This window comes from Gymnodinialimonas sp. 202GB13-11 (assembly GCF_040932485.1).
GTDB lineage: Bacteria > Pseudomonadota > Alphaproteobacteria > Rhodobacterales > Rhodobacteraceae > Gymnodinialimonas > Gymnodinialimonas hymeniacidonis.
In genome coordinates, this window is sequence record NZ_JBFRBH010000001.1 from 2741250 (window position 1) to 2765841 (window position 24592).

The 24592-nt window shown below is 61.8% G+C and carries 24 protein-coding genes; 14 read left to right on the plus strand and 10 right to left on the minus strand.

Going from position 1 to position 24592, the window contains the following annotated elements:
* The first annotated feature begins 8 nt into the window (after positions 1-8).
* The 4 genes from V8J81_RS13865 (at position 9) to V8J81_RS13880 (ending at position 5107) form a co-directional block, all read left to right on the plus strand.
* The gene (locus V8J81_RS13865; RefSeq protein ID WP_368476344.1) at positions 9-734 is read left to right on the plus strand and encodes a ZIP family metal transporter; all 726 of its coding nucleotides are present in this window, start codon (positions 9-11) and stop codon (positions 732-734) included.
* A 49-nt stretch (positions 735-783) separates the two neighbouring features.
* Positions 784-2415: an FAD-binding dehydrogenase gene (locus V8J81_RS13870; RefSeq protein WP_368477647.1), complete on the plus strand. Its 1632-nt coding sequence runs from the start codon at positions 784-786 to the stop codon at positions 2413-2415.
* A 229-nt stretch (positions 2416-2644) separates the two neighbouring features.
* Positions 2645-4087 carry a cell envelope integrity protein CreD gene (gene creD, locus V8J81_RS13875; protein ID WP_368476345.1) on the plus strand — a complete coding sequence of 481 codons (1443 nt, stop codon included), beginning with the start codon at positions 2645-2647 and terminating at the stop codon, positions 4085-4087.
* A 165-nt stretch (positions 4088-4252) separates the two neighbouring features.
* Positions 4253-5107: an urea carboxylase-associated family protein gene (locus V8J81_RS13880; RefSeq protein ID WP_368476346.1), complete on the plus strand. Its 855-nt coding sequence runs from the start codon at positions 4253-4255 to the stop codon at positions 5105-5107.
* A gap of 99 nt (positions 5108-5206) precedes the next feature.
* Here the strand turns inward: V8J81_RS13880 and V8J81_RS13885 are convergent, their stop codons facing one another.
* Positions 5207-5830 carry a cysteine hydrolase family protein gene (locus V8J81_RS13885; protein WP_368476347.1) on the minus strand — a complete coding sequence of 208 codons (624 nt, stop codon included), beginning with the start codon at positions 5828-5830 and terminating at the stop codon, positions 5207-5209.
* A 247-nt stretch (positions 5831-6077) separates the two neighbouring features.
* On the opposite strand from V8J81_RS13885, the gene V8J81_RS13890 reads away from it, so the two are divergent.
* Entirely contained in the window at positions 6078-7244 is a 1167-nt protein-coding gene (locus V8J81_RS13890; protein ID WP_368476348.1) for a type III PLP-dependent enzyme, read from the plus strand.
* 63 nt (positions 7245-7307) lie between these two features.
* On the opposite strand, the gene V8J81_RS13895 is transcribed toward V8J81_RS13890, so the two are convergent.
* The 4 genes from V8J81_RS13895 to V8J81_RS13910 all read right to left on the minus strand — a co-directional run bounded on the left by V8J81_RS13895 (position 7308) and on the right by V8J81_RS13910 (position 11503).
* Positions 7308-8279 (minus strand): aldo/keto reductase, encoded by a 972-nt coding sequence (locus V8J81_RS13895; RefSeq protein ID WP_368476349.1) that lies wholly within the window; start codon positions 8277-8279, stop codon positions 7308-7310.
* Positions 8276-8980 (minus strand): purine-nucleoside phosphorylase, encoded by a 705-nt coding sequence (gene deoD, locus V8J81_RS13900; RefSeq protein WP_368476350.1) that lies wholly within the window; start codon positions 8978-8980, stop codon positions 8276-8278. Before deoD ends, V8J81_RS13895 begins: the two co-directional genes overlap by 4 nt.
* 128 nt (positions 8981-9108) lie before the next feature.
* On the minus strand, positions 9109-9426 hold the full coding sequence (locus tag V8J81_RS13905) for an H-NS histone family protein (RefSeq protein ID WP_368476351.1): 318 nt from the start codon (positions 9424-9426) through the stop codon (positions 9109-9111).
* A gap of 112 nt (positions 9427-9538) precedes the next feature.
* Positions 9539-11503 carry a methylmalonyl-CoA mutase family protein gene (locus V8J81_RS13910; protein WP_368476352.1) on the minus strand — a complete coding sequence of 655 codons (1965 nt, stop codon included), beginning with the start codon at positions 11501-11503 and terminating at the stop codon, positions 9539-9541.
* 276 nt (positions 11504-11779) lie between these two features.
* On the opposite strand from V8J81_RS13910, the gene V8J81_RS13915 reads away from it, so the two are divergent.
* Genes V8J81_RS13915 through ccrA form a run of 3 tightly spaced genes read left to right on the plus strand, consistent with a single transcriptional unit; the run spans position 11780 to position 15074 of the window.
* Positions 11780-13174: a 1-acyl-sn-glycerol-3-phosphate acyltransferase gene (locus V8J81_RS13915; RefSeq protein WP_368476353.1), complete on the plus strand. Its 1395-nt coding sequence runs from the start codon at positions 11780-11782 to the stop codon at positions 13172-13174.
* A 53-nt stretch (positions 13175-13227) separates the two neighbouring features.
* Positions 13228-13767, plus strand: coding sequence for a hypothetical protein (locus V8J81_RS13920; protein ID WP_368476354.1), 540 nt, complete (start codon positions 13228-13230; stop codon positions 13765-13767).
* An 11-nt stretch (positions 13768-13778) separates the two neighbouring features.
* The gene (gene ccrA, locus V8J81_RS13925) at positions 13779-15074 is read left to right on the plus strand and encodes a crotonyl-CoA carboxylase/reductase (protein ID WP_368477648.1); all 1296 of its coding nucleotides are present in this window, start codon (positions 13779-13781) and stop codon (positions 15072-15074) included.
* Positions 15075-15729: 655 nt separating this feature from the next.
* Here ccrA and V8J81_RS13930 read toward each other — a convergent pair.
* Both V8J81_RS13930 and rpe read right to left on the minus strand, forming a co-directional pair.
* A complete protein-coding gene (locus V8J81_RS13930; protein ID WP_368476355.1) occupies positions 15730-16665 on the minus strand; it encodes an aminotransferase class IV in 936 nt (311 codons plus the stop codon).
* The gene (gene rpe, locus V8J81_RS13935; protein WP_368476356.1) at positions 16662-17339 is read right to left on the minus strand and encodes a ribulose-phosphate 3-epimerase; all 678 of its coding nucleotides are present in this window, start codon (positions 17337-17339) and stop codon (positions 16662-16664) included. Before rpe ends, V8J81_RS13930 begins: the two co-directional genes overlap by 4 nt.
* A gap of 100 nt (positions 17340-17439) precedes the next feature.
* Between rpe and V8J81_RS13940 the strand changes: the two genes are divergently transcribed.
* From V8J81_RS13940 to V8J81_RS13960, 5 genes are all read left to right on the plus strand, one after another.
* Complete coding sequence (locus V8J81_RS13940; protein ID WP_368476357.1) at positions 17440-17886, plus strand: DMT family transporter; 447 nt, start codon at positions 17440-17442, stop codon at positions 17884-17886.
* A gap of 77 nt (positions 17887-17963) precedes the next feature.
* Positions 17964-18965, plus strand: a complete 1002-nt coding sequence (deoC, locus tag V8J81_RS13945; protein ID WP_368476358.1) for a deoxyribose-phosphate aldolase — start codon at positions 17964-17966, stop codon at positions 18963-18965.
* A gap of 4 nt (positions 18966-18969) precedes the next feature.
* Positions 18970-19251: a hypothetical protein gene (locus tag V8J81_RS13950; RefSeq protein ID WP_368476359.1), complete on the plus strand. Its 282-nt coding sequence runs from the start codon at positions 18970-18972 to the stop codon at positions 19249-19251.
* Between the two features lie 3 nt (positions 19252-19254).
* Positions 19255-19536 carry a hypothetical protein gene (locus V8J81_RS13955; protein WP_368476360.1) on the plus strand — a complete coding sequence of 94 codons (282 nt, stop codon included), beginning with the start codon at positions 19255-19257 and terminating at the stop codon, positions 19534-19536.
* 1 nt (position 19537) lies between these two features.
* Complete coding sequence (locus tag V8J81_RS13960; RefSeq protein WP_368476361.1) at positions 19538-21877, plus strand: aldehyde dehydrogenase family protein; 2340 nt, start codon at positions 19538-19540, stop codon at positions 21875-21877.
* Positions 21878-21961: 84 nt separating this feature from the next.
* Here V8J81_RS13960 and V8J81_RS13965 read toward each other — a convergent pair whose 3' ends face one another.
* Together V8J81_RS13965 and V8J81_RS13970 are read right to left on the minus strand one after the other, a co-directional pair.
* Positions 21962-22573 (minus strand): DUF1523 family protein, encoded by a 612-nt coding sequence (locus V8J81_RS13965; protein WP_368476362.1) that lies wholly within the window; start codon positions 22571-22573, stop codon positions 21962-21964.
* Between the two features lie 10 nt (positions 22574-22583).
* Positions 22584-22844, minus strand: coding sequence for a hypothetical protein (locus tag V8J81_RS13970; RefSeq protein ID WP_368476363.1), 261 nt, complete (start codon positions 22842-22844; stop codon positions 22584-22586).
* 98 nt (positions 22845-22942) lie between these two features.
* On the opposite strand from V8J81_RS13970, the gene V8J81_RS13975 reads away from it, so the two are divergent.
* On the plus strand, positions 22943-24214 hold the full coding sequence (locus V8J81_RS13975) for an acetylornithine deacetylase/succinyl-diaminopimelate desuccinylase family protein (RefSeq protein WP_368476364.1): 1272 nt from the start codon (positions 22943-22945) through the stop codon (positions 24212-24214).
* A 75-nt stretch (positions 24215-24289) separates the two neighbouring features.
* Here V8J81_RS13975 and V8J81_RS13980 read toward each other — a convergent pair whose 3' ends face one another.
* Complete coding sequence (locus tag V8J81_RS13980) at positions 24290-24481, minus strand: hypothetical protein (RefSeq protein ID WP_368476365.1); 192 nt, start codon at positions 24479-24481, stop codon at positions 24290-24292.
* Positions 24482-24592 lie beyond the last annotated feature (111 nt).

The following is a 24592-nucleotide window of genomic DNA, read 5'->3' on the forward strand; positions in this document are numbered from 1 at the left end:
CTGCCGCCATGCTTGATGCCCTCACAACGCTGCCCGGCGGGCTGCTGCTGGCCACTTTCGCTGGCCTCTCCATCCCCCTGGGCGCTGCCCTGTCACGCGTGCCCACTCTCCTCCCAGGGTGGAGCACGGAGGAATATCGCCACGGGGTCACGGCCTTCGGCGGCGGCGCGCTGGCCTCAGCCATCTGCTTCGTGCTGGTGCCCGAAGCCGCCGACCGCCTCCCTGCTGCCCTTCTCGTGGCGCTTTTCATTGCGGGAGGCCTGCTCTTCCGCCTCATCGATGCGGCGTTGGAGAAGCGCGGCGGCGCAGGCTCTATGTTCATGGCCATGCTACTTGATTATCTGCCCGAGGCACTGGCGCTTGGCGCAATCTTAATGATCAATCCCGCAGCCGCTCTGCTGACCGCGGCCCTCATCTTCCTGCAAAACGTGCCCGAAGGCTTCTCTGCTTGGCGAGAGATGGAACATGCCCACACCATCCCTACTTCCCGCCTTTGGCTGCTCTTTGCGCTGACGGTCCCCCTTGGCCCCCTTTGCGCATGGATCGGTCGCGATATCTTGGCCGAGGCCAACCTCATGCTCGGCTCCATCCTCGCGCTCGCAGGCGGCGGTATCCTCTACCTGCTCTTTGAGGACATCGCGCCCGAGGCGCAGATCAAAGGCTCTACCCGCCCCGCCCTCGGCGCTGTGCTCGGCTTTGCCCTAGGCCTCGCGGGCCACCTCGCCATTGGCTGACGCAACGCCCGGATCGACAGAACCGCTCAGCCACCCTAGCCTGCCAGTCATGGAGTACGACACGATCATCATTGGCGCAGGTCTTTCCGGCCTCGTCGCCGCCTACCACGCAGCTGAACGCAGCCGCAAAGTGGCTCTTCTCGACATGGAAGGCCCGCAATCGCTCGGCGGCCAAGCCTGGTGGAGCCTCGGCGGCCTTTTCATGGTTGATACGCCCGAACAACGACGCCTCGGCCTGCGCGACAGCCGCGATCTAGCCGCATCAGACTGGTTCGGCTCCGCCCAGTTCGACCGCCCGGAAGACGCCATGCCCCGCGCTTGGGCCGAGGCCTATCTCGAGTTCGCAAGCGGTCCCATGCGCGACTACCTCCACGACATCGGGTTGCGTTGGTTCCCCGTCGTCGGATGGGCCGAACGCGGCGGCGGCCATGCGAACGGCCACGGCAATTCCATCCCCCGCTTCCACGTCACATGGGGCACCGGCACCGGTGTCGTGAAACCCTATGCCGACCGCGTCCAGGCGCACCCCAACATCACCCTCCACTTCCGCCACCGCGTCACGTCCCTGATCATCGAAGGCGGCACGGTGAAGGGCGTCGAAGGCGACATCCTCGCCGATGACAGCGCAGAGCGTGGCCAGTCCACCAACCGCACCGTCACCGGCCAATTCAGCTACACGTCCGAGACCACCGCGATCACCACCGGCGGCATCGGCGGCAATCACGACCTTGTCCGCGAACACTGGCCCAGCGACCGTCTTGGCCCGCCGCCCATCCACATGATCTCCGGCGTGCCGGATTACGTCGACGGCCAAATGGCGCAGCAGGCCAAGGCCCAAGGCGCGGCCGCCATCAACGAAGACCGTATGTGGCACTACACCGAAGGCCTCAAGAACTTCGACCCGATCTGGCCCAATCACGGCATCCGCATTCTGCCCGGCCCCTCCTCGATGTGGTTCGACGCCGAGGGCGCGAGGATGGAGGCCCCCTGCTTCCCCGGCCACGACACGACCTCCACCCTGAAGCGCATCCTGCAAACCGGCCACGACCACAGCTGGTTCATCCTGACGCAGTCGATCATCGAAAAGGAATTCGCGCTTTCGGGGTCCGAGCAAAACCCCGACCTCACCTCCGCCAAATGGCGCGCGGTCCTAAATGAGCGTCTGGGCAAAGGTGCAACCCAAGCCGTCGAAGCCTTCAAGGACAAGGGCGAAGATTTCGTCGTCGCCCAAGACCTCGACACCCTCATCGCCGGCATGAACCAAATCACGCCGCAAGCCCCGCTGGACCCAGCCAAAATCCGCACCCAGATCGAGGCGCGCGATGCCCAACTCACCAACAAGGTCTCAAAGGACGCGCAAATCAACGCCATCCGCGCCGCCCGCAAATATATCGGCGACAAACTGATCCGCGTGGCCAAACCCCACAAAATCCTCGACCCCGCTCACGGCCCCCTCATCGCCGTCCGCCTTAACATCATCACCCGCAAATCCTTGGGTGGCCTGCACACCGACCTCACCGGCGCCTGCCTCCGCCCCGATGGCACGCCCCTGCCCGGCCTCTTTGCGGCAGGCGAAGTCGCAGGCTTCGGCGGCGGCGGCTATCACGGCCACAACGCGCTTGAAGGCACGTTCCTCGGCGGCTGCATCTTCTCCGGCAAGACATTGGGCGACACGCTCTAAACCCGCACCCTTTCATCTTGCCCAAAAACTCCGGAGGTTTGGAGGCAGCGCCTCCAATCGGGCCAATGGCCCGACCACCGCGCACAAGCGCACATAGATGGAATGCGGCGCAAGCCGCTCCTTTTGCGAAGACCGCGCAAACACCTCAAAACCTGCACAACACCTGCACACGCCCGCGCATGACGCTCCCTAAGGTCGGCCCAAGACTGCCCCAACCAAGGACCTATACATGCGCTCCCTCGGCACCCGTTTCCTGATCGTCGGCCTCCTCGCCGTGCTGATGTTCATCCCCACTTTCTTCGTCTCACTCGTGGTCGAAGAACGCGACTATCTCGCTCAACAGACCATCCGCGACATCGGTCGCGAATGGGGTGGTGAACAACTCCTCTCCGGCCCCGTCCTGATCCTACCGGTCCAGGGCACCTTTCAGGTGAATGAGACCTTCACCGTCACCGATCCCGATACCGGCGAGGAAACCGAAGAGATCCGCCAGGTCCCCCGCATCCGCCGCACCGACCCGATCTACCTGCTGCCAGAGGATTTCGCCCTCGACCTCACCACGGAAACCGAAATCCGCTCTCGTGGCCTCTTCGACGTGCCCGTCTTCCAGGCGCTCGCCACCATGGGCCTGACCTACGATCTCGACAGTGCTCCGGGCCAAATCCGCTCCAATGAGGAAATCCTCTGGTCCGAGGCCAGCCTCCGTCTCACCGTGTCCGACAACCGCGCGCTCCGAGGCGAGGCGTCCCTCGAAACTGGCAGCGACACGATCCAACTCGAACCCCGCGCCGATGGGCAAGCGGGTGTCATCGCCGCCCTCGGCGATCCACGCGACCATAACGGCTACACGCTCACCCTAGGCTTCAACGGCGCAGACACGCTGCGCGCCACACCCATGGGTCGCCAATCAACTGTGACCATCACCTCCGACTGGCCCCATCCCAGCTTCACCGGGGCCTTCCTACCCAATATGCGCGAAATCGGCGCGACCGGCTTTTCGGCAACATGGGACATTCCGCACCTCGCCCGTCCCCTCCCACAAGCCTCGCGGCAAGACCACGACCAATCCGCCAGGTCACAATCCGCCTTCGGTCTGCAATACTTCCAACCCAACGATTTCTACCAAAAGGCCTACCGCGCCGCCCGCTACGGCATCCTCTTTGTCGCGCTGACCTTTCTGACAGTCCTGCTGATCGAAGGCGCAACCAAACGCCCGACCCACCCGGTGCAGTACATCCTGATCGGCCTTGCCCAATCCACCTTCGTGCTGCTGATGGTTTCCTACGCCGAGCAAATCGGCTTCGGCGCGGCCTACCTGCTCTCCGCCGGGGCCACCACCGCGCTGCTGACCCTCTTCGGGCTCGTCGGCCTGAAACTCGGGCTGCGCACCCTGATCCTCGGCCTCATGCTCGCGATCACCTACGCGGTCCTCTACCTGATCCTGCAATCGGCCGATTATGCCCTGCTCGCAGGCTCCACCCTCGCCTTCTTCGCCCTAGCCCTGACGATGTACATGACCCGAAACGAAGACTGGTACGGCCCCCCGCGCGACCCGTCGAAAACCATCTTCGGCACCCCACGCCATGGCCACCCGCAAACCCCGCAGAAGACGCCCACTCAAACGGCCCCACAGGCGCCGCCCGAGCTCCCTGCCTCTCCCCAAAGCTCGTAACCGGCAGGCCCAAGTGGCCCCGTCTTCTGCCCCCTTGACCCCGAGGTTCTTGTCCTGCCTCGGGGTCTTTTTTCGATCTTTCGCGCCTTGGCATGATCCTCGTAGGATAGGTGCAACAAACTGCGCCACTGGCACATACCGTGTGCGATTCCTCGAAGGTCCAAGATGCCCAACCGCCGCCCCAAGCACTCCATGCCACCCGCCGATGCCGCCTCCCGCCGCGCCATCCAGCCCGTCGTCTGCTACCCGCCCGAGACGCTCCCCGAGCCCGCAAACCTCGGCCCCTCCACGCACACTGGCCCGATCACCACATCCATAGCCCAACCGCGCGAGGCCGCCACCTTCCGCGCCAAGGCCGGCCAAACCATCCGCATCACCTCCGTCGACGGCCCGCAGGTGGGCGATCTCAACCTCTGGAACGCCCACGACCTCTCGGAACGCTTCTTCTCCGGCAAAACCCGCGCGCTCCACGGCACCCATGTCACCACTGGCGACACGCTTTGGTCCAACCTGCCCCACCTGCGAGCCATGGCCATCGTCACTCATGACAGCCTCGACTGGTACGGCATCGACGAATACGGCGGCGCGGTCCACGACGTCATCGGCACACGCTGCGACCCCTACACCAACGCGCTCCTGAACTCCGGCGACCAATACCACCATTGCTGCCACTCTAACCTCACCCGCGCGCTCGCCGATGAGACCGGCCTGCCGCTACACGAGGCCGAACTGCACGTCCATGATGTCCTGAACGTCTTCATGTGCACCGGCTTCACCCGCGACACCGGACAGTACTTCATGAAGGCTTCTCCCGTCCGCCCCGGCGACATGCTGGAGTTCCGCGCTGAGATTGACCTTCTAGGCGCCCTCTCCGCCTGCCCGGGCGGCGATTGCGGGGCGGAGCATTCCTCCGACACCACACCCTGCTACCCGCTCAAGATCGAGGTCTTCGATACCGAGCACACGACTGCCCACCAACAACCCGGCACAAATCCCTACAACCGCACCCACGGCCGCTGAGTGACGGCCCAAAAGAGCGCACCCACCTTCTTTGCTTCAAAAATACCTCGGGGGAGGGGCCTTTGGCGACGGGGGCAGCGTCCCCCAAATAATCCAGCCTCAGTTCAAAGCCCGTATCGCCGCCTGCACTTCGTCCAGCGACCGCACGGCCCCTGTCTGAAGGTATTCCATCGCCCGCAACGCCGCCTCATGCGCCTCAACGCTCGACCCGGCCACACACTCCTCGATCACCCGGCAGAAGTAATCGCTCTGATGCCCGTCAACGAAGGTGTAATGCACGCACACATCCGTCAGCCCGCCCACAAGAATGAGCGTGTCGACCTTCAATCCCTTCAGGTAAATCTCGAAATCCGTCCCGAAAAACGCCGAATAGCGCCGCTTGCGGATCACGATATCCTCGGGCCGGACATCCATCTGCTCCACCGCCAAGGCCGTCTTCGGATTGTCCTCCAGGCAATGCACATCCTCGTCCCCATCCAGCTCTCGCCCGAAATCCACGCCGCTGGGATGGTGCACTTCCTGAATGAAGATCACCGGGATGCCACATTCCCGCGCCACATCAATCGCACCGCGCGCCGCCTCCATCCGCTCCCGGTAACCCGGCATGTTGTCAATCGACCGCACCTCACTCGCATCAATGAAGGTAGAGGCCTGAATATCCACAACAATCAGCGCCGCATTCCCCTCGATCAGCGCGCGCTCGACCTTGTTCAAATTCACCATTCTGTCCTCCCCTTGCACATGTCGGTATTTTTCCGCGCAAGCGTGCAATTTCCCTCTTGATCCGAATCCTGTTTTGCCTGAAACGCCCGCTCACATATAGACGCCAACGCACGCGCCTCTGTCACGGGTGGTAAGTCGAAGCCTCGCTTCGGGATAACCATCGCAGTTACGTAGCGACGGTAACGTCTCCCTTTGAACGCAACGCTGTCCCCTTAAGTGGGGGGCTTACGATCTCTTGGAGAACGTCATGACCGCTACGTTTCCCGCGCCCACCGGCGCGCCCGTATCCGTATCCCGAGCCGAAGCATATGCTCGCGCGCATAGCTTTGAGCGTCCCACGCTGATCCTCGACGTGGATCACGTGGCTCAGCAATATCAGGCGCTCGCAGCAGGTTTGGGCCGTGCTCACATCCACTACGCGGTCAAGGCGAACCCCGAACCCGCGATCCTCAAGCGCCTTGCCGCACTCGGCTCCGGCTTTGATGCCGCGTCCCGCCACGAAATCCAGATCTGCCTCGATGCAGGTGCCGCGCCCGCGCAGATTTCGTTCGGGAATACGGTCAAGAAACCTGCTGACATCGCTTTTGCCCATTCGGTCGGCGTCGACCTCTTCGCCGCGGATGCCAGCGAAGAGCTTGAAAAGATTGCAGACCACGCCCCCGGTGCGCAGGTCTATGTCCGCCTTCTGGTTGACGCATCCGGCGCTGACTGGCCACTCACCCGCAAGTTCGGCACCACCCACGACACCGCCATTTCCCTGATGCACGACGCCCGTGCGCTCGGCCTTCGCCCGGTCGGCCTGAGCTTCCATGTCGGCTCCCAAACGCGCGATCCTGCCATGTGGGCCCCTGTGCTCGACGGTATCGCGCAAGTATGGCGAACCGCACGGGACCAAGGCTTCGCTCTCGACCTGCTCAATATCGGCGGCGGCTTCCCTGCCTTCTATGGCGACGACATCCCCCACCCCACCGCCTACGCAGCACAGGTGATGGAACTGGTCGAGGCCCGGTTCCCCAACGTCCCGCGGATTATGGCCGAACCCGGTCGCGGCCTTGTCGCCGAAGCAGGCATGATCGCCGCCGAGGTTCTTCTCGTCTCCCGCAAATCCCCCGATGATCTGCACCGCTGGGTCTACCTCGATATCGGCAAATTTTCCGGTCTGGCCGAAACGATGGATGAAGCGATCCGCTACCAATTCGCCACCGAACGCGATCATGAGCCATTCGGCCCCTGCATCCTCGCCGGCCCCTCCTGCGATTCCGCAGACGTTCTCTACGAAAAACGTCCCGTCGCCCTGCCCCTTGGCCTCAAGGCAGGTGATCGCATCTGGATCAGGAATTGCGGTGCCTACACAACGACCTATGCCTCTATTGGCTTCAACGGCTTCCCGCCGCTCGACGTCGTCATTTTGTGAAGCGCCCTACGGGACGGTGGGAGGGGCGAGGCGCAAAGCGCCAGCGTCTCCCCGCCGCAGCCCTCAGCCGTAGATCTCCACGGCCGCCCATTGCGACGGCGCGTATCGCGCCCCATGGGCGAACCCAACCGGCAAAAGCCGTTCGATCTCGGCCAGATCGTCCGAGCTCAACACCATCTCGGCCCCGGCCACAAACTCCGCCAGATGCGCCGCAGATCGCGTGCCCGGGATCGGGATCACATGCTCGCCCTGCGCCAGAACCCAAGCCAACGCAACCGCCGCCGTGGACCATCCGCGCCCATGGCACCAAGTCTTGAACCCTTCAACCACAGCCATGTTCGCCGCATAATTCGGGTCAAGGAACCTGGGCTGCCCTTTGCGAAAATCACCTTCCGGAAACGCCTCACGTCCGGAAAATCCATCCCCCAAAACACCCCGCGCCAAGGGCGAGAAAGCCACAAAGGCCACGCCCAGTTCGGCACAGGTCTGGATCATCCCAAGCTCTGGCTGCCTCGACCAAAGCGAGTATTCCGACTGCACCGCCGCCACCGGATGAACCGCGTGGGCCCGGCGCAGCGTTGCAGGTGAAATCTCCGAAAACCCGATACCGCCGATCAGCCCCTCACTGACGAAACCCGCAAGCGTCTCCATGACCTCTTCGACGGGGCGCTCGTGCTCGCGACGGTGGATGTAAAACAACTCGACCGAAGATCGTCCCAACCGCTCCAATGACCCCTCCAGCGACCTCCGCAAATCGCTGGCGGCATTGCTGAAATGCCGTTCAGGCTGCGTGTAAATGCCCGCCTTCGTGGCCAACATCACCTCCGCGCCGGTTTCGCCCAAAAACTGCCCGATCACCGTTTCACTGACGCCGCCGCCATAGATCTCGGCGACATCCCAATGGGTCACACCCAGGTCCAGCGCGGCTTGCATACAGGCAAAACTCTCCGCCGTGTCGGTGGCCCCGTAAATGCCACCAAAACTCATGCAGCCAAGGCCGATTGGCCCGACGGGATGCCCGGCCAGCTCTCTCATGAGAAGGCCGCTTCTAGCGCGATTTCCACCATGTCCGAGAAGCTCGATTGCCGATCTTCCGAAGGCAAAGCTTCTTCCGTGAGCAAGTGATCCGACACCGTCAGCACCGCTAGCGCCCGGCACCCATATCGCGCCGCCAGCGTGTATAGCTCCGCCGCCTCCATCTCCACAGCCAGCACGCCATGGCGCACCATCTGCTCGTTCAGATCAGGCCGCTCGTCATAGAACACATCCGACGAATAAATGCCGCCCACATGGATCGCAGATCCCTTGCCTTCAGCGGCTTGATACGCCGCCTGCAGCAGGCCGTAATCGGCACAAGGCGCGTAGTTCAACTCCCGGAACATCCCGCTCGACGGCGTCGACAAGGACGAACACGTCATGGCCAAAATCACATCTCGCAGCTTCACATGGGTCTGCATCGCCCCAGTTGAGCCGATGCGGATCAACGTCTTCGCCCCATAATCGCGGATCAGCTCATTGGCGTAGATCGACAGGCTCGGCATCCCCATGCCCGAGCCGTGGATGGTCACGCGATTGCCGCGCCAGGTACCGGTGAACCCCAACATCCCGCGCACTTCATTGACGCAAACCGGATCGTCCAGAAACCGCTCCGCCGCCCATTTCGCCCGCAGCGGGTCCCCCGGCATCAGCACCGTTTCCGCAATATCTCCGGGCTGTGCCCAAATATGAACCGTCATCGCCGCGCTCCCTGCTGGATGTGTTGGCACCGGAATACCTCGCCCCAGTCTGGACGCAAACCCGATTGCCAACGAAAAAGGCCGCCCCCGAAGGGACGGCCATTTTACATATCAACGCAAAGCGTCGATCAGATCGCCATGGAATCGAGCGATTTGCCCTTTGCTAGTGCGTCCTTCACCCAATTGGGCTGACGGCCGCGTCCGGTCCATGTCTGCGATGCATCCGCAGGATTGGCATATTTCGCCACGCCCTTGGATTTGGACCCGCCTTTCGTTTTGCCGCCAACAACTTCATCCAGCGAGAAACCATATTTCTTGGCCACTGCTTTCAGTTCGTTGAGGCATTCAGAACGCCGCTTCTTTTCATAGCCTTTAATAGTGGCCGCGACTTCCTTTTGGTGGGCTTCCAGTTCTTCTAAGGTCATTTTTTCCAATGCTTTTGCCATTTTGATCTTCCTTCTTCTTAGGCAGAGTGCAAATGGCCCATGGCAGGAATGACCTACCAATGGCAAGCAAACTTTTAGACATGTCCTTTTTGAGCGGAAAGCGCCGTAGGCCTTATTCTGCTGCGATTGCCGTAGGGTCAACCAGTGTCACAATATCCATCATGATGCGGTTCAACTCGAAATCCTTCGGCGTATAAACACGTGCCACACCGTATCCCAAAAGCGTTGCACGGTCTTCATCGGGAATAATGCCACCAACCATTACCGGAATATCCAGACCCTCGGCGCGCAGCCGGTCCATCACGTCCTTAATCAACGGAACATGGCTGCCCGACAGGATCGAAAGGCCAATGACATGTGCATTGTCCACCTTCGCGGCCTCAACGATTTCGGCAGGTGTCAGGCGAATACCTTCGTACGAGATATCCATTCCGCAATCCCGTGCGCGGAATGCAATCTGCTCGGCCCCGTTCGAATGGCCATCAAGCCCCGGTTTGCCGACAAGGAATTTCAGGCGCCGCCCCAGCTTGTCTGATACTGCATCCACCGCACCACGAATATCATCCAGCCCCTCTGTTTTGTTCGAAACGGCCCCCGACACACCAGTCGGCCCACGATATTCCCCGTGCACAGCGCGCATGACACCGGCCCATTCGCCGGTTGTCACCCCCACTTTCGCCGCCGCGATGGATGCGGGCATAACGTTCTTCCCTTCCCTCGCAGCAGCCCGCAGGTCGTCCAAGGCCCCCTGCACAGCTGCGCCGTCGCGTTCGCTGCGCCAAGCCTCCAGCCGCGCGATCTGCTCCTGCTCAACCGCCGGGTCCACAACCATGATCCCGCCATCCTCACCCATCAGCGGCGAAGGCTCGGACGCGGTGTATTTGTTCACACCTACGACCACGGTTTCCCCGCGCTCAATCGCGTTCACCCGGTCAGCATTCGACTCAACCAAACGGCCCTTCATGTAATCAATCGCAGCAATCGCCCCGCCCATCGATTCCAGATTGGCCAATTCCGCGCGCGCGCCCTCTTTCAGCGCCTCGACCTTTCCATCTACGACCGGATTGCCATCAAACAAATCGCCGTATTCCAGAAGATCGGTCTCGAACGCCATGATCTGCTGCATGCGCATCGACCATTGCTGATCCCAGGGCCGTGGCAGGCCAAGCGCTTCATTCCACGCCGGCAATTGCACGGCACGCGCCCTCGCTTTCTTCGACAGAGTTACTGCCAGCATCTCAATCAAAATACGGTAGACGTTATTCTCGGGCTGCTGTTCGGTCAGGCCTAGTGAATTGACCTGCACGCCATACCGAAACCGCCGCATCTTCGGGTCGGTCACGCCATAACGCGTTTCGCAGATCTCATCCCAAAGATCGACAAAGGCACGCATTTTGCACATCTCGGTCACGAACCGAATACCCGCATTCACGAAGAACGAAATACGCCCCACGAGAGTCGGAAAATCCTCCTCTGGCACCCGGGGGCGCAATTCATCCAGAACCGAAATCGCCGTGGCCAGGGCAAAGGCCAATTCCTGCTCCGGCGTCGCACCCGCTTCCTGGAGGTGGTAGGAGCACACATTCATCGGGTTCCATTTCGGAACCTCTTTGTAGCAATACTCTGCCACATCCGCGATCATCGCGAGGCTAGGCTTTGGCGGGCAGATATACGTCCCCCGCGACAGATATTCCTTCATCAAATCGTTCTGAACGGTGCCCTGCAGCTTGGATACATCGGCCCCCTGCTCTTCGGCCACCGCGATATAGAGCGCCAACAGCCAGGGCGCCGTCGCGTTGATCGTCATCGAGGTATTCATCTGCTCCAGCGGGATCTCGTCAAACAGTGTACGCATGTCGCCCAGATGACTAATCGGCACGCCGACCTTGCCCACTTCGCCGCGCGCCAGAACATGATCGCTGTCATAGCCTGTCTGTGTTGGCAAATCGAAGGCTACCGACAAACCCGTTTGTCCTTTGGCCAGATTACCGCGATAGAGTGCATTAGAAGCCTTCGCTGTCGAATGACCCGCATAGGTCCGGATCAACCAGGGGCGGTCTTTTTTCATATCCGACATGGCGCTCTCCGACTCATTCAAAGCAATATCGTTTCGTCAATTCGCATCTAGACGGAACAAAATGTCTCTGTCAATTCGCTGCAACCGCAAAGCTGCACTGCGGCAAGGCGGCAATGCGCGTTTCCTCGTTTTCCAAATACCTTGGGGGGCAAGGGGGCAGCGCCCCCCTTGCGGGACGGTGGGAGGGGCGAGGTGCGGCCCCGCCGCACAAGCGTCTCCCCCGCTCCGGCCCGTCCTCAATTGCACCACCCCCAATTTCCTGACACCCTCCGCGCCATGACGTCCCCGGTGACCCTTCCACTCTGGCTCTTTGTCCTGATCGTGCTGTTCGCGGCCTTCACCTTCGCGTCCCACTTCCTCTTCCCGTCCGTCCGCTGGTTCCTGCGCCGCAGGCTTGAACGGGCCGTCGCCCGCCTCAACACCCGCCTCAAGCGCCCGATCCAGCCCTTTAAACTCGCCCGCCGCACAGACACGGTGCGCCGCCTCATGTATGATCCACAGGTGGCCCAGGCGATCCACGAGCACGCCCGCGAGAACAAAATCCGCGTCGACGTCGCCGCCGAAAAGGCCGAACGCTACGCGCGTGAAATCGTGCCTGGCTTCTCTGCCTTCACCTATTTCTCCTTCGGCACCCGCGCCGCGCGCTGGCTCAGCCAATCGCTTTACCGCGTCCGCCTCACCAACCCCAACGATGACGCGCTTGAGAAAGTGCCTGACGACAGCACGGTCATCTTCGTGATGAACCACCGCTCCAACATGGACTACGTGCTCGTCACCTGGATCGTCGCCGAACGATCAACCCTTGCTTATGCCGTCGGCGAATGGGCCCGCGTCTGGCCGCTGCGCTCGCTCGTGCGCGCCATGGGGGGCTACTTCATCCGCCGCCGCCACAACAACCCGCTCTATCGCAAGGTCCTCGCCCGCTACGTCCAGATCGCCACCGATGAAGGCGTAACCCAAGCCGTCTTCCCCGAGGGCGGTCTCTCGCGCACCGGTGGGCTCGGCCAACCGAAACTCGGCCTCATCTCCTATATTCTCGACGGCTTTACCCCGGGCGAAAGCCGCGATGTCGTCTTCGTCCCGGTCGCGCTGAATTATGACCGCGTGATGGAAGACCGGAACCTGATCGAAGCTCAGAAAGGCGGCACTGCCGGGTTCAATTTCACCCTCACCCCCATCTTCCGCTACCTCCGCCGACAAATCTGGCACCGCATCACCGGCAAATTCCACCGCTACGGCTATGCCGCTGTCAGCTTCGGCGAACCGCTTTCCCTGACCGATTTCCTCGCCACCAAGCGGCCCGACCAACCCGCAGCCCTCGGTGACGCCCTGATGGACAGCATCGCCTCCGTCACCCCCGTTGTCCCTGTCCCCCTCGTCGCCCACGCGCTGCGTGACGGGGCGGTCACAGCCGAAGCCCTCGATGCCGCCATCGCCACTCGCATTGCCCGCGCCGAACAAAAGGGCGTCGGCATCCACCTCGCCCGCGATGATTTGCAATACACCGTCGAGGCTGGCCTCCGCGCGCTGGAAGAACGCGGCTTCATCGACCGCGACGAAGACCCGAACGCCATCACAATCACTGAACGCGGCGCACCGGTCGTCGATTACTACGCCGCCAGCGTCGCACATTTGCTGGACGCCGAACGGCTGGAAGACGCGGCTGAGTGAGGATCGTCGCCAACAGCCCCGAACAGCTTCAAATCAGCAGCCGCAGGCTGATCTTGGCCGATGTCGGCCTGGCGGTCATCGCCCTTCTCGGCATCGGCTTCACCTTCGGCATAGCGCGATCAGAGGTCACGCAACTCACACCACTCTTCCTCATCGTCGGACTGGGTTTTGCAGCGCTCGGCCTCTGGGGCCTCCTGACCAACGGCGCGGCGACAGCGACGTTCGATGCGCGTCTCCAAACCCTGACCATCAAACGCCGTGGCGTTCTGGGCGCGCGCACAGAGACCATCCACCTCGCAGACCTGACCCGGATTGATGTGCACGAAGATGACGCGATGCATACGCTCGCCTTCCACCGTGCCTCCGAAGAAACCATTCTTTTCGAAACAACCTTCACCGGCAATCCGGCTGCCTACGACATTGCGTCAGAGGCGCAGGACTGGCTGAGCCAAAGTCAGAAACTATCCGACGCGACACAAAATTACCCAAACGCCACTTTTCTGGTTGCATTATTACTCACTCGCAAATATCTCTCGCATCAGCAGCAATTGATTCCGCAGCGCGGCATAACCGCACCCGGAGGCACCAGATGACGGAGACAGCCATGGCCCTCGACGCCCCCACGCAAGACGCCCCCTACGATGCGCCCATGAAAGACCTCTACGAGATGGGCGAAATGCCCCCCATGGGTTACGTGCCGCCGAAGATGTACGCTTGGACCATCCGCCGCGAACGTCATGGTGAGCCGGACAAAGCGTTCGAGGTCGAAGTCGTCGATACCCCTGTGCTCGACAGCCACGAAGTCCTCGTCCTCGTGATGGCTGCGGGCGTAAACTATAACGGCGTCTGGGCCGGCCTCGGTCAGCCGATCAGCCCCTTCGACGGTCATGGCGCACCCTACCATATCGCGGGCTCCGACGCGGCGGGCATCGTCTGGGCCGTGGGCGACAAGGTGAAACGCTGGAAGATCGGCGACGAAGTCGTGGTCCATTGCAACCAGGACGATGGCGACGACGAACACTGTAACGGCGGCGACCCGATGTTCTCCACTTCCCAGCGCATCTGGGGATACGAAACACCCGATGGCTCCTTCGCGCAGTTCACCAACGTGCAGGCACAGCAGCTTATGCCGCGCCCCAAGCACCTGACTTGGGAAGAGGCCGCCTGCTACACGCTGACCCTCGCCACCGCCTACCGGATGCTGTTCGGCCACGAGCCGCATGACCTGAAGCCCGGCCAGAACGTTCTGATCTGGGGCGCCTCCGGCGGCCTCGGCTCGTACGCGATCCAGCTGGCCAACACGGCGGGCGCGAATGCCATCGCGGTGATCTCCGACGAAAGCAAACGCGACTTCGTGCTAAGCCTCGGCGCCAAGGGCGTCATCAACCGCAAAGACTTCAACTGCTGGGGCCAGCTGCCCACGGTAAACACGCCCGAGTATGCCGAGTGGTTCAAGGAAGCCCGCAAGTTCGGCAAGGCGATCTGGGACATCACCGGCAAGAGCGTGAACGTCGACATGGTGTTTGAGCATCCGGGCGAGGCGACGTTCCCCGTCTCCACTCTGGTCTGCAAGAAGGGCGGCATGGTCGTGATCTGCGCGGGCACCACCGGCTTCAATTGCACCTTCGACGTCCGCTACATGTGGATGCACCAAAAGCGTCTGCAAGGCTCCCACTTCGCGCACCTCAAGCAGGCATCAGCAGCCAATGACCTGATGGTTCAGCAGCGCCTTGATCCCTGCATGTCCGAGGTCTTCCCGTGGGCCGAGCTTCCCGACGCGCACATGAAGATGCTCCGCAACGAACACAAGCCCGGCAATATGTCCGTGCTGGTTCAGGCTCCGCGCACGGGTCTGCGGACCCTCGAAGATGTGCTGGAGGCCGGGCCAACCGCCTCCTGACACCCACACGAAATGCACCCCAAGACTGCCCCGCGTTGAATCACACCAACGCGGGGCTTTTTCATCGGCGCTCCTGATTCTGCTCCGTCGCCGAAGCCGCCACAAAAAGTCCACAATCCAACGCGTTGGAAGAAACAATGCGAGCTTAATCGAAGAATTTGGCTGACACCCTGACCAAGGACATGACCTTTTGGTCAAGTGGCCCGCTAAGCCATGTGATGGCATATAGTGCATACCGGAGCGCTCATGTCAGACCTCCGCGGCTTTCCAGTCTTGTTGCCGCACGTTGCGGCTTGCGTGACCAGTCCAGTTGAATTCGTCAGACAAACGAGGCCACCGTCACGGGCGCCCCTTTGCCTGAGATCGACGATGTACAGCGAGGGAGAGCCTCTGCCTCCCTCGCACCGCGCACCTTCCTAAACCAACCAAAAAACGCATCGTTTCAGGCCGAAGTTTTCCCGCTATGTCCACACGACGTTCGAAATGCCGGGTACGCGTAAGACGAGCCGAATGCATATCTGGGAGTCGTTCGAAACCTGCCAGCGGCACAGGGCGTGGATTTAGTCAGTTTAGAGTTATTGAGAAGTTAACGAAACAATATTTCTTCTTTTGAATCAAATACATAATCCCATTGCTCACGCGTGAGCAGACCCAATCAGCCCCCCACTTTTATCGCTGCCACATGCTCCGCAATGGCCTGCTTATACAGCCCCTGTATTCGCGCCGTAACAGGCCGCTCTCCCGTCCCTATCGGCTTCCCATCCAGCGATGCGACCGGCGTCTGCGCCCCGAACGTGCCGGTCAAAAACGCCTCCTCCGCGCCATGAACATCCACCAGCGAAAAGTTCCGCTCGAACACCGGAATCCCGTCCGCCTTGCACAGCTCGATCACCTTCGCCCGCGTAACCCCGTTCATGCAGTAATCCCCGGTGGAGGTCCAAACCTCCCCCTTCTTCACAATGAAGAAGTTGCACGCGTTTGTCGTATTCACGAACCCATGCGGGTCCAACATCAACCCCTCATCCGCCCCCGCCTGCTCAGCCTGAAGGCAGGCAATCACACAATTCAGTTTCGAGTGGGAATTGTACTTCGCATCCTGGCTCATCGGCAGCCCCCGAACCTGTGGCACGGTCGCCAGCCGGATGCCCGCGCCCTGAAGCCGATCCACCGGCTTCGAATGCTCCATGATGATCACCAGGGTCGGCCCGCTCTGACTCAGTGACGGGTGCTGAAATGGACGCACCTTCACACCGCGCGTCAGCATCAGGCGACAGTGAACATCCGTCTCCATCCCGTTCGCTGCCCGCGTCTTCTCCAGCGCGTCGAAGATGCCCTGTCGGTCCATGTCGACATAAAGGCTCACCGCCTTACAGCTGTCGAAGAACCGATCCATATGCGCGTCGAAATAGGCCCAGACCCCATCGTAGAGCCGCAGACCCTCCCACATGCCATCGCCCAGCATGAACCCGCTGTCATAGACCGAGACCTTGGCCTCGTCGCGGTGCACGATCTCGCCATTCACATAGATGCCGATATCGGCGTTGCGCGGGTCTTCCAGTGCGTCGTGGGTGGTGTGGGCGTCCGTGCTCATCCCGCAGCCGCCCGGATCGCGCGGATATTCTCGCCATACGGTGCTGGGTCTTCGACCGAGCCGCCCCGGAACACGGCAGACCCTGCCACCAGCACATCCGCTCCAGCACCCGCTACAATCGGCGCTGTGCCGACATCCACACCGCCGTCGATCTCGATATGCACTTCGCGGTCGCCAATCATGGCGCGCAGCTCCGTGATCTTGTCGGACATATCGATGAAACTCTGCCCCCCGAAACCGGGGTTCACCGTCATCACGCAGATCAGGTCACACAGGTCCAACACATGCGCGACTGCCCCCGCAGGCGTGCCAGGGTTCAGCGCAACACCCGCCTTCATCCCCGCCCCACGAATGGCCTGAAGAGTGCGGTGGATATGCGGACCGGCCTCCACATGGGCGGTCAGCACATCGGCCCCCGCATCGGCATAAGCCTCGATATACAGGTCGACCGGCGCGATCATCAGATGCACGTCCATCACCGTTTTCACATGGCGACGCAGGGCTTTCACCATGGGCGGGCCAAAAGTCAGATTCGGCACGAAATGCCCGTCCATGACGTCAATGTGGATCCAATCCGCGCCCTGCGCCTCAACGGCCTGAACCTCGGCCCCGAAATTGGCGAAATCGGCGGCCAGGATGGACGGCGCGATCTTGATGGAACGATCAAATGACATGGGCTTCCCTCCGGTTATCGCGGTCCTAGCTTGCGCGTGCACTCTTGGCAATTCCGACCGCTCAGCGCATCGTCACACTCCACTCTGCCGGAGGCGCGCCATGTCCAGCCAATACATCTTTGCCCTGATCGCCATCGCCGTCGGCGGGGCGTGCATCTCTACCCAAGCCCCAATCAATGCACGCCTCGGAAGTTTCGCAGGCGACCCGGTCGTGGCCGCCGCCATCAGCTTCATCGTGGGCGCGATCGTCCTCTCCGTCATCGTGGTTCTGCGCGGGGCTGTGCCGAGTGTCGGCCAAATGGCCGCCGCGCCATGGTGGGCTTGGGTCGGCGGAGCACTCGGGGCGGTCTATGTTTGGGCCGCGGTCTGGTCTGTGGGCACCTTGGGCGTGGTCACAATGGTCGCCGCCTTGATTTTCGGACAACTCGCGGCGGCCCTCGTGCTGGACGCAATCGGTGCTTTCGGCTTGCAGGTGCGCGAGGTCAGCTGGACCCGTATCGCAGCCGTCGGACTCGTCGCTGCAGGGCTCGTCTTGTCGCGCGTATAATTTTTGACCGTTTGGTCAACCTTGCCATCCACGCCCCCGCGTGAGACGCTATAGACAACGCGCATCAGGGCTTTCCCATGACCGACACGCTTCACCACACCGCCACAACCACCGCCGACCAGCTGCCGCAGGTTCACTTGCCCCGGAACGAGGGTATGGAGTTGGACCTCGACTGGGTCGCCTCCGTTCAGGCCAACACCTCCGCCATCGAACGCCGGGCTGCGACCTTGCCCGGCCGCCGCTCCGTCAAGAAAAGCCATCAGGCCGCGTGGCTTGCCAAGGCGGTCACATTGATCGACCTGACCACGCTTTCTGGCGATGACACGGTTGGCCGCGTCCGCCGCCTCTGCGCCAAGGCCCGACAGCCCGTGCGGGCCGACCTATTGGAAGCGCTCGGTCTGCCACACATCACCACCGGTGCGGTCTGCGTCTACCACGATATGATCGAGACCGCCGTTGAGGCACTGGAGGGCACGAACATCCCCGTTGCCGCCGTCTCCACCGGATTTCCTGCGGGCCTCAGCCCGTTCGAGCTGCGCGTGAAAGAGATCGAGATGTCGGTGGCCGCCGGTGCGAAAGAGATCGACATCGTCATCTCCCGCCGCCACGCGCTGACCGGGAACTGGCAAGCGCTATATGAGGAGATGAAGTCGTTCCGTGAGGCATGTGGTGAGGCGCATGTGAAGGCGATCCTGGCCACCGGCGAACTCGGCACCCTGCGCAACGTCGCCAAGGCCTCGCTGGTCTGCATGATGGCAGGCGCGGATTTCATCAAGACCTCCACCGGCAAGGAGTCGGTTAACGCGACGCTGCCCGTCAGCCTCACCATGATCCGCGCCATCCGCGCGTTCGAGGCGCGGACGGGCTACAAGGTCGGTTACAAACCGGCGGGCGGAATTTCCAAGGCGAAAGACAGCCTCGTCTACCTATCGCTGCTGAAAGAGGAACTCGGCAACCGCTGGCTGCAACCGGATCTGTTCCGGTTCGGGGCGAGCAGCCTACTGGGCGATATCGAACGCCAACTCGAACACCACGTCACCGGCGCCTACTCCGCCGGTTGGCGACATCCGATTGGGTGAGGCCATGCAAGTCAATTTCAACTTCATCCTCCTGTTGATCGTTGTCGGCGTCTGCGTTTGGCTGATGATGCGCGTCAATCGCCCACTGAAAGAAGAGGCGCTAAAGCTGACGGTCGATCAGGCCCGCACGTTCAACCGAGAATACCGCAACAAGGCCAACCGCGCTGACATGCCCGCAGAGTTCCGCGCCGTGGCCGAAGCCTCGGACCGCGCCCGCCCTGTTACGATTGGGGCAGCGCTTGCCATCGCGGCGTCCGTCGCGGCATACATCTTGATCGGTGGCTGAGCGATGCACCTAAGCTTCAACGCGATCATCACGCTCTGCCTTGTCCTCTACGTGATCTGGATGGCCTATAGCGAGAATGCAAAAGAGAAGGCGTCGGAGGCCAAGCTGTCCCCCGATCAGCTCAAACGGTTCAACGACGCCTATACCTTCGCCCAACCGGCCCAAGAGTATCCGAACGACCTCCAAGACCATGCCGCCATCGCGCAACGCGCCCGCATCCGCAAAGTCGTCTCAGCTGTGATTTTGGGCGCAGTTGTCCTTTTTGTCCTGCTCAGGGGGCTTTGATATGACCACCCGCGAAATCTTCGAAACTATGGACTACGGCCCCGCCCCGGAGTCCTCAGCCGAGGCGCTGCAATGGCTGGCGGACCGCGGTGGCATCGCGGGCCATTTCATTGCCGGTAAATGGGGGCCTTTGCGGGACGATTTCGCATCGAACAACCCAGCCACGGGCGAAAAGCTGGCGGGCGTGACCAAAGGCACAGCGGAAGAGGTCGCCAAGGCCGTCAGCGCCGCCCGCAAGGCGCAGCCGAAATGGGCGAAGGACAACCGTGCCCGCGCGCGCATCCTCTATGCCATTGCGCGGCTGATGCAGAAGCACTCCCGGCTTCTGGCCACAATGGAGAGCCTCGACAATGGCAAACCGATCCGCGAAAGCCGCGATATCGACGTGCCGCTGGCGATCCGGCATTTCTACTACCACGCAGGTCTTGCGCAGCTGGTCGATACCGAGATGCCGGGCCACGCCCCCATGGGCGTTTGCGGCCAGATCATCCCGTGGAACTTCCCCTTGCTGATGCTGGCGTGGAAAATCGCGCCTGCGCTGGCCGCCGGGAACACGGTGGTTCTGAAACCTGCGGAATACACATCGCTTTCGGCCATGGTTTTCGCGGAAATCTGTCAGGAGGCCGGCGTGCCGCCGGGGGTCGTGAACATCATCACCGGCGATGGGGAGACGGGCGCGGCCTTGGTGGACGCCGAAGTGGATAAGATTGCCTTCACCGGCTCTACGGCCGTGGGCCGGCGCATCCGTGAGCAGACGGCCGGGACGGGCAAGAGCCTGACGTTGGAGTTGGGCGGGAAGTCCCCATACATCGTTTTTGAAGATGCCGATATCGACAGCGCGATTGAAGGGCTGGTGGATGCCATCTGGTTCAACCAAGGTCAGGTCTGCTGCGCCGGATCCCGTTTGCTGGTGCAGGAGGGCATCGCCGACGACTTCCATGCCCGCCTGAAAGCCCGCATGGCCAACCTGCGCATCGGCGACCCGATGGACAAATGCATCGACGTCGGCGCCATCGTCGACCCGGTGCAACACGCCGCGATCACCAAGATGGTCAGCGAGACGGACGGAGAGGTCTACCAAGCGCCCATCCCCCTGCCGGAAACCGGCTGTTTCTATCCGCCAACGCTGATCACCGGCCTGCACACGGCTGCCCCGCTCATGCAGGAGGAGATCTTTGGCCCGGTCCTCGTCTCCACCACCTTCCGCACGCCGTCGGAGGCCGTCGAGGTCGCCAACAACACACGCTACGGGTTGGCCGCGACGCTGTGGACCGAGAATCTGAACCTCGCGCTTGATATCGCCCCCAAGCTGGTCGCGGGCGTGGTTTGGGTGAATGCGACGAACCTCTTCGACGCCGCAGCACCGTTCGGCGGAGTGCGCGAAAGCGGGTTCGGGCGTGAAGGCGGGTGGGAAGGCTTGCAAGCCTATCTCAAGCCCACCGCGAAATTGCTGGCCGCAAGAGCGCTCCCCGTTCATCCCGCGCCCGAGACACCGGCGACCGAGGGCATCGACCGCACAGCGAAGATGTATATCGGCGGCAAGCAGGCGCGGCCCGATGGCGGCTATAGTCAAGCCCATTACAGCAAGAACGGCACGCTTCTGGGCCATACCGGCCTCGGCAACCGCAAGGACATCCGAAACGCGGTTGAGGCCGCTGCAGGTGCAAAGGGCTGGTCGAAAACGTCCGGCCATCTGCGGGCGCAGATCCTCTATTATTTGGGCGAGAACCTTTCGGCCCGCGCGGCGGAATTCGAAGATCGCATCCGCGACTCAACCAACACCTCTGCCGCCAAAGCACGGGCCGAGGTCGACGCGGCGATCAACGCGTTCTTCACTTATGCCGCCTTCGCCGACAAATATGACGGTGCGGCGAAAGGCGTTCCGATCCGGGGGATTGCTCTGGCCATGAACGAACCGGTAGGCGTGATTGGCGCGCTCGCGCCCGATGACACGCCCCTCCTCGGGTCTGCGACCCTCCTCGCAGCGGCGCTTTCGATGGGCAATCGGATGGTGCTGGTGCCAAGCCAGGCGGCCCCGCTAGTGGCGACGGACCTTTATCAGGTGCTAGAGACCTCGGACGTTCCCGGTGGCGTGGCGAATATCGTCACGGGCCTGCATGGCGATATGGCGGGGACACTTGCGGCGCATGCCAATGTCGATGCGCTCTGGTCGTTCACGCCGCACGTGGATGTGGCAGAGCTTGAGCGGGCCAGTGCGTTGAACCTCAAACGGACTTGGATGAACCACGGCGGCAACCCGGATTGGACGGCAATGGATCCGAAACTGGCACTGGCGCAGGCGACGGAGACCAAGACGATCTGGGTGCCTTACGGCGAGTGACGCGGCCAGAATTGCTTGCAGGCAAGCAATGCCTCCGGCGGGCATTTTCGGGGAACAAAGATGGAGCGCTTCGCGCGTTAGCGGCTAGCCACGGCCCGATAACCGATCCTTGATCTTCGCCCACCGGACCGAGGCGGCATCGACGATGGGCAGGATCACGCGATCCTCGAACCGTTCCCAGATGCGCCAAATCATGAACAGGATCAGGGCGAAGATCAGCAGGATCACGATGGGCATCCACGGGATCAGGGTGACGTCCGGACCATCGACACGCTCAATCGACAGGGCATTGGGGTAGGACGACAACAGGTTGTTGCGCCATCCGTAATGCGTGATGGCAACCCAAACCGGCGCGTCGCGGGTGGAGCGCAGGTCTTGCGCCTCGGTCTGCAAATCCTGGCTGTCGATCTTGAAGTAAGGCGGCCAGCCGAAGATCCCCGTATCCTCATTGCGATAGTCGATAGGTGTATCATCCGGGCGCACGGCAGAAATTATCCGCACATCGCGCTGCACGGAGGTGCCTTCCACGCCGCTATCAGATTGTGCGTAGAACCAAGCCGTCCAACCCGAAATCTCGGTCAGTTGCAGCTGCGTGTCGACGATCCGCACCACGTCGCGCTGCGGCAGTGTGTAGTGCAGGAACGCCCCGAAGACCGCGAACACACACAGCAGAAAGATGATCCGGGCCCAACGCATGAGACGTCCTTCAGTTGGTCAGCGCCACAAAGGCGAACAATCCAACAACGGGAATGACATAGACAAACAGGACAAGCCACACCCGAATGCGCGATGCCGCCTCGCCGATGCGGGCATCGACCCAAGCTTCGCGTGTATCTGGGCGACCGGCTTGCACCCATTCCTCTTCCAGACGCATCCGCGCACCGGAGCGCAGGTAGAAGAACATGCAGACGTAAACGACGGTCAGCCCGATCATCATCACAATGGCAATGCGGCCCAGTCCAAGCATTGAGTCCTCCGTCGTAACTTGTTGGTTCAGATATAGGATGTAATGCCGCCGAATGGCAGGGCTTGCGGCCAGATCACGCGCGGCGCAAATTTGCCCCCATGTCCGAACAAGCTCTCTTGAACGCTATCACGGCTCGCCGCGACGATCTGATCGCGCTGACGCAAGACCTGATCCGCATCCCCACGCTAAATCCGCCGGGCCGCAACTACCGCGAGATTTGCGGCTATCTCGCCGACCGGCTTGGCCCGCGCGGCTTCAAGGTTGAATTGATCCGTGCGGAGGGTGCGCCTGCCGACAGCACCACCTATCCGCGCTGGAACCTCGTGGCGCGGTATGAGGGCGGCCCGGGCGACTGCGTGCATTTCAACAGCCATCATGACGTTGTGGCCGTGGGCCACGGCTGGACGAAAGATCCCTTCGGCGGCGAGTTGGAAGACGGCAAAATCTACGGACGCGGCGCGTGCGACATGAAAGGGGGTCTTGCCGCGTCGATCATCGCGGCAGAGGCGTTCATCGAAACCCACCCCACGTTCAACGGCAGCATCGAGATCAGCGCGACGGCGGATGAGGAATCCGGCGGCTATGGCGGCGTGGCCTACCTGGCGGAGAAAGGCTATTTCGACCCCGACCGCGTGCAGCATGTCATCATCCCCGAGCCACTGAACAAGGATCGAATATGCCTGGGCCATCGCGGCGTCTGGTGGGCCGAGATCGAGACCCATGGCCGCATCGCCCACGGCTCCATGCCGTTTCTGGGCGATTGTGCCGTGCGCCATATGGGTGCGGTGCTGGAGGAGATGGAACGTTCGCTCTTCCCGCTCCTCGCCACCAAACACACCGAAATGCCGGTTGTTCCCGAAGGTGCGCGGCAGTCCACCATGAACATCAACGCCATCCATGGTGGCGAGCCGGTGCAGGACGACGACTATACCGGCTTCCCCTCCGCCTGCGTACCGGACCGCTGCAAGATAACCATCGACCGGCGTTACCTGATCGAAGAGAACGAAGGCGAAGTCCGCGCCGAGATCGAGACTGTTTTGGAGAAGGTGAGGGCCGAGCGCCCGAATTTCAGCTATGAGCTGAAAGAGCTCTGGTCCGTCTCCCCCACCATGACGGAACGCGACGCACCAGTGGTGAAAACGGTTGAGGCAGCGATTGCCAAGGTCCTCGACACGCAAGCCGATTTCGTCGTCTCACCGGGAACCTATGATCAAAAACATATCGACCGGATCGGCAAGTTGAAGAATTGCATTGCCTACGGGCCAGGCATCCTCGACCTCGCCCACCAGCCCGATGAATGGGTTGGTGTTCAGGACATGGAGGACAGCGCCAAGGTTATGGCGCTGACGCTGGCTGAATTGCTGCTTTGACCGCATCAGGCACCGGGGAAATCTCAAGATCTCCTGCCAGAAAAAATGCAGTTTTTCTGCACTGAACCTCGCGGCTCAGGCGTATTCGACGAACCCGAGATGACGCAAAGCGCGGCTCGCAAGCTCCCGCGCGGCGGTGTCTCCGGCAATCAAATCCTCGTTGAGGCGTTTGATCAGGGCGGTCAGCGTTTTCGCGCTGGCTTGGTCTTGAATGAACTTGGCGATCTGGTCGCGTCCCAGCGCCAGAATATCTTCCGAACTTGGCATTTGGCGTCCCCCCAATGCGCGTTTCGTTGACTGTTCGCGCCATGAGCGTACGGGGATTCGCACCGCGCGCGATGCCAAAAACGACCCCTGTGACACTTCTATCCACAGAAA